Here is a 5742-nt window from a genome sequence, read left to right as displayed (position 1 = left end):
CAGTATCTTAATCATAAATACCCAAACCATATAGGGAAATCAAAAGAAACATGGCGCATCGTACTATCCTCACCGAGCGTCAGCGCTCAGCACTTTTTGATCTTCCAACCGATGAAACGGCGATGTTGCGCCACTACACCCTTGCCGACGACGATCTCGAAATCATCCGCGCTCGCCGCCGCCCCCACAATCGTTTTGGGTTCGCTTTGCAGCTTTGCGCATTGCGCTACCCCGGTCGGTCGCTGACCCCGGGCGAGGTCATTCCAATGGAGGTCACGCGCTTTCTGGCAGCGCAACTTGGGCTGAAGTCGGACGATCTGGCGGGATATGCAAGCCGTGAGGAGACGCGTCATGAACACCTGGCTGCCCTGCGGGATCTCTATGGCTACAAGATGTTCACTGGCCGAGGATCGCGCGACCTGAAGGTCTGGCTGGAGAGAACTGCCGAAACAGCCCGGTCAAACGAGGATTTGGCGCGGCGCTTCGTGGAACACTGCCGGGCGACCCAGACCATTCTACCAGGGATCACGGTTATCGAGCGCCTTTGCGCGGATGCTCTCGTCGCTGCAGAGCGGCGGATCGCCGCCCGGATTGCTGAGCGGCTGGACGGTGAGATGCGCAGCCGGCTTGATGCTTTGCTGACGGAAATGGCAGACAGCTCTGTCACCCGCTTTGTCTGGCTGCGCCAGTTTGAGGTGGGCCAGAACTCAGCCGACATGAACCGGCTGCTCGACCGGTTGGAATTCTTGCAGACCATGGCCGTGGACCGAACCGTCCTGTCGGGTGTGCCGCCCCACCGTATCGCGCGCCTCCGACGGCAGGGTGAGCGATACTTCGCGGGTGATTTGCGGGATATCTCCGGCGACCGCCGCCTTGCCATCCTAGCAGTCTGCGCCTTGGAATGGCGAAGTGCTATTGCCGATGCAGTGGTCGAGACCCATGACCGTATTGTCGGGAAGACGTGGCGCGAGGCAAAACGTGCGTGCGATGCCCGTGCGAATGATGCCAAGGCCGCTTTGAAGGACACCTTGCAGGGGTTCTCAAATCTTGGGTCAGCCCTGCTGGCGGCCCATGAAGACCAAGCCTCCCTGGGCGACGCGGTTCAAGTCGCCGGCGGTTGGACTTCGCTCAGAGGGCTTGTCGCCACGGCGGCCCAACTCACCAACACATTGGCGGCCGATCCGCTGGCACATGTTGTCCACGGGTATCACCGCTTTCGGCGCTATGCGCCGCGCATGCTGCGGGCGCTCGATATTCAGGCGGCCCCCGTGGCCGACCCATTGCTGGCTGCTGCGGATATTGTCGCGGGTGCGGATACAACCGCCGATCGCCCCGTGACTTTCTTGCGCCGAGCCTCAAAGTGGCATCGGCACCTGAACGACGATGACGGGCACCGGCTGTGGGAGGTGGCGGTTCTGTGCCATCTGCGTGATGCATTCCGGGCAGGCGATATATGGCTCGCACATTCCCGCAGGTATGGGGATCTCAAGGATGCGCTGGTCCCAGCCGAAGTAGCCCGAGCCACGCCAAGACTGGCTATGCCGTATGAGCCGGACATCTGGCTGGCAGATCGGCAAGCTCGCTTGACCGATGGTTTGCAGCGACTGGCCCGTGCTGCCAGGGCTGGTGCAATTCCGGGTGGTTCCATCGAAAACGGCACCCTCAAAATAGACCGTTTGACTGCCGCTGTTCCCGAAGAGGCCGATGCCATGGTGCTCGATCTTTACACCCGCCTGCCGGAGATCAGGATCACCGACCTCCTGCTCGAAGTGGATGACGAGATTGGCTTTACCGAGGCCTTCACCCATCTGCGCACGGGCGTCCCATGCAAAGACAGGGTCGGCATGTTGAATGTGCTGTTGGCTGAAGGGCTGAACCTTGGCCTCAGCAAAATGGCTGGCGCCACGAACACCCACGATTATTTCCAGCTCTCGCGCCTGTCGCGGTGGCATGTCGAAAGCGACGCGATGGCCCGCGCTCTGGCCATGGTCGTCGAGGCTCAATCAACCTTGCCGATGGCCCGGTTCTGGGGTGCCGGGCAGACCGCTTCGAGCGACGGGCAATTCTTCCCGACCACGCGGCAGGGCGAGGCGATGAACCTCATCAACGCCAAATATGGCCATGAGCCCGGATTGAAAGCCTATACCCATGTCTCCGATCAGTTCGGCCCCTTCGCCACCCAGACCATCCCTGCCACGGTGAACGAGGCCCCTTACATCCTGGACGGCCTGTTAATGACAAACGCAGGACAAAAGATCCGTGAACAGTACGCCGATACTGGTGGCTTCACTGATCATGTCTTCGCCGTGACCGCTCTGCTGGGCTTCCAGTTCATCCCTCGCATCCGGGACCTGCCATCCAAGCGCCTTTACCTGTTCAATCCGGCCTCCTGCCCGAAAGAGTTGACGAGCCTGATCGGCGGAAAGGTCAGGGAACCAGTCATCAGCTCGAACTGGCCCGACATCCTGCGCAGCGCGGCCACAATGGTGGCGGGCGTAATGCCCCCAAGCCAACTGTTGCGGAAATTTGCATCCTATCCCAGACAACATGAGCTTGCCGTCGCATTGCGCGAAATTGGCCGGGTCGAACGGACGCTGTTCATCATCGACTGGCTGCTGGATGCCGACATGCAACGCCGCGCCCAGATCGGACTGAACAAGTGCGAAGCGCATCATGCGCTGAAAAACGCCCTACGCATCGGCCGCCAGGGTGAAATCCGTGATCGAACAGCCCAGGGCCAGCACTTCCGAATGGCCGGGCTGAACCTCCTCGCCGCCATCATCATTTACTGGAACACCAAGCATCTCGGTCAGGCTGTCGATGGCCGCTGCCATGATGGCTTGGACTGCTCACCCGACCTTCTGGCGCATATCTCACCCCTCGGGTGGGCGCACATCCTTCTCACCGGCGAATACAGGTGGCCCAAAAGGTGACCAAACAACCTTAGCGTAGGATTCTGCACTCTCCGGCATCAGACCCCACCTTCACAATACCTGGTTCGTCACTGTCCATCAGGACGACACCGTACTCGACCATCGCGCGTTTGCGCGAAAGCCATCCTCGATTGACCGAGGCCGCAACACGCTCTGGATCACGCTTGAAAGGCAAACCGTAACCGGCACCGCCGCAAGCGGTGAAATAGAGTTTTGAGCCATCCGGAATAACCTCTTCGGCGAAGGCAGGCAGCTCAGTTTCGCTGCCATCCAGGTTGACGCGCCGTGTAACGCTTCCCTTCCCGTCGCTCCCGCCAAGGACGCCGCGCGGTGGAAAGGTTGTGCCATCGGCAGCATAGGCGATGGTCATGTCATGCCCGATTGGGTGGAACAGCCCGTAAGTCGCCGGGGCTCCTTCGAATTCCCCGATGCCCTGGCTATCTGGCAGAACACCCCGCTCATCAATCAAGATCGGGTACATGCTTTCGTCTACCTCGACGCTGTCGAGCTGGATCAGTCCACCGTTGGCGGCACCACAATATGTCAGCCAGCCATCGTGACCGTGGTTGGCCCCTCCGGCCGCGTAACCGACAAAGACCTGGTTCACATAGGTCTTGCCAGCTTTGAACGGGTCGGACCCCGAGATCACACCAATTCCGGCCGGTAGATGCGATCCGCTTTCGGCCTGGCCGTAAGGCGCGCCCATCTCGGAGAAGACTGCATTCCCGGCCATCATCAGCCGGTCATTGACATTGGTCGTGGCAACCGAGGTTCCGACGGGATATTCCGGTTTTCCCACGACACAGCCTTCGCGCAAGAGTACTTTGACCCTAGATTTGGCCCCTTCGTTATGGGGAACGGATTCGTCGAGGTTGTTGAAAACGCCGATGCGGCAGGAACCCGTGGCGGTATTTTCAGACAGGTTAAGGCCCCCTGCCACGCAATCCATGTTGTCGCGTGCATCGACTGTGATCTCGCCCCGGTCCGAATCGACGTGAATGGTTACGTTGACGGGAATGCCATCATCGGCAACACCCGGAACGGGGTCGTGGCGAGTCGAGTAAGAGAAGCTTCCTGCAGGAAGTTTGGCGATTGCGGCGGCTGCACTACGCGCGCCATAGTCGAACCAGTCAGCCACGAAGTCCATAACCGTCTCTTCCGAGTAGCGACCGCACAGTTCCTGAATCCTCTTGGCGCCGGTACGGCATGCGCCCATTTGCGCCCGGACATCCCCCAGCCAAAGATCCGGGACCCGGTTGCGCATCGTGCCGATACGCAGAATGTCTTCGCGAACCTCTCCTTTTCGAACCAGGCGCACGCAGGGGAAATGCAGCCCCTCTTCGAATATGTTCTTTGCAAACGGAAGATAGGTTGACGGCGCAGGCGCACCCGTATCGGCATGGTGAGACAGCGCAACCGCCCAAAACCGCGGCGTGCCGTCAATAAAGACCGGCATCGCCATGATCAGATCGGCATGATGCGTACCCCCGGTATAGGGGCAATTATTGATAAAGATGTCGCCCTCTTCGATATCATCGAAGAATTCGGTGAGCGGGCGCGTTGCCGTCTCCATCGACATGACATGTATCGGCAGCGCATCCTCGACGGAAACAAGCTCATGTTCGTAGGTCAGAATTGCGCAAGAGAAATCGCGCGCGTTCTTGATCACGGCGGACCGGCTGGCCCGCATGACCACGAGGCTCATTTCGCGAACGATTGCTTCGAACCGGCTCTTGAGCACCGAAACCATGAACGGGTCAATCCGGCGCACGGCATCGGCGGATGCATTGTATTCTCTGGTCATCTTGCCAATCCTTCTGCTGCGACTTTTCCGACGGACACGTTGAGATTGCCCTGACGATCAAGCACCCCGTGGTGGTCGGTTTTCAGCAGCGCAGTGAATGTTTCACCCTCGATGAGACCGGGGCCGGACAGACGTGCCCCTGCACCGAGATTGTTCAGATCGTAGACCGGAAGTGGTCGCAGGCCTTGATCAGGTCCGAGATAGACATCGCGGTGCGTCTTGGGGCTGGCCTCTCCAAGGTGCTCGGCCAGGCTCTGGCGGCGCAACAGATCTTGCCCGGATCTTTTGCCGATCGCGCGCGACTTCCATGCCACGAACTCGACCCGGTCACCGTCTGAACGGATCGAATAGATGCGTTCGTGCATTTTGTGGAAGGCCTCGACCAGCTCAGGCAACATCTCTTCGGTGACCCGGCCCTCGGGGGCGCTGAACGGCACTTCGATTTCGAAGGACTGGAATTCGTACCGGCCCCGGAATGAAAACTCAAACTTCCGCTTTTCCTCGACCACGTTCGCACTGTCAAAGAACTGACTTCCGCGCTGGAGCAACGAGGTCAGCGTCGAAGTCACACCTTCAGCGTCAAAATCGGTATCAGAGGTAAGGAACACGGCATTGTCTTCGCGGCAGATATCGGAAATGAGGCCGCCAAAGGCGGACAGCCCCGCCATGTATCGAGGGATCATATAGTGTTTGAGCCCCAGAATATCGACCATTTCGGCGATATGGATCGCCGTTGCGCCGCCTCCGCAGACAAAGAAGCTTTCCCGCGGGTTTATCCCCTCGCGAACGGTGATCTCTTCGATGGCCGCAACCATGTTGTGGTTCGCGGTGGTGTATATTGACCAGGCGGCTTCCTGAAGGCCGATATTCAGAGCTTTCGCAATCTTGTCGATTGCCTTTGACGCCGCCTTGGTATCGAGCGGCATCTTGCCACCAAGGAAATAGTCCGGGTCGACGATGCCAAGTATGACATTGGCGTCGGTAACGGTCGGCTCGTCGCCGCCT

At 59.4% G+C, this 5742-nt stretch carries 3 protein-coding genes; 1 reads left to right on the top strand and 2 read right to left on the bottom strand.

The window, feature by feature from the left end:
• Window positions 1–50 precede the first annotated feature (50 nt).
• The gene (locus A3764_RS06520; protein ID WP_067267030.1) at window positions 51–2933 is read left to right on the top strand and encodes a Tn3 family transposase; all 2883 of its coding nucleotides are present in this window, start codon (window positions 51–53) and stop codon (window positions 2931–2933) included.
• A 10-nt stretch (window positions 2934–2943) separates the two neighbouring features.
• Here A3764_RS06520 and A3764_RS06515 read toward each other — a convergent pair whose 3' ends face one another.
• The gene (locus A3764_RS06515; RefSeq protein WP_067267629.1) at window positions 2944–4737 is read right to left on the bottom strand and encodes a hydantoinase B/oxoprolinase family protein; all 1794 of its coding nucleotides are present in this window, start codon (window positions 4735–4737) and stop codon (window positions 2944–2946) included.
• Window positions 4734–5742: hydantoinase/oxoprolinase family protein (locus A3764_RS06510; protein WP_201722408.1), on the bottom strand; the 1009-nt coding region annotated here is incomplete at its 5' end. The genes A3764_RS06515 and A3764_RS06510, both read right to left, overlap by 4 nt.

Source organism: Sulfitobacter sp. HI0129 (genome assembly GCF_001635395.1).
Lineage (GTDB): Bacteria > Pseudomonadota > Alphaproteobacteria > Rhodobacterales > Rhodobacteraceae > Sulfitobacter.
This window is presented reverse-complemented; position numbering and strand designations above follow the sequence as displayed.

Excerpts from the sequence above, each read along its gene's own strand:
- A3764_RS06520 (WP_067267030.1), top strand. The coding sequence starts at position 51 with ATGGCGCATCGTACTATCCTCACCGAGCGTCAGCGCTCAGCACTTTTT.
- A3764_RS06515 (WP_067267629.1), bottom strand. The coding sequence starts at position 4,737 with ATGACCAGAGAATACAATGCATCCGCCGATGCCGTGCGCCGGATTGAC.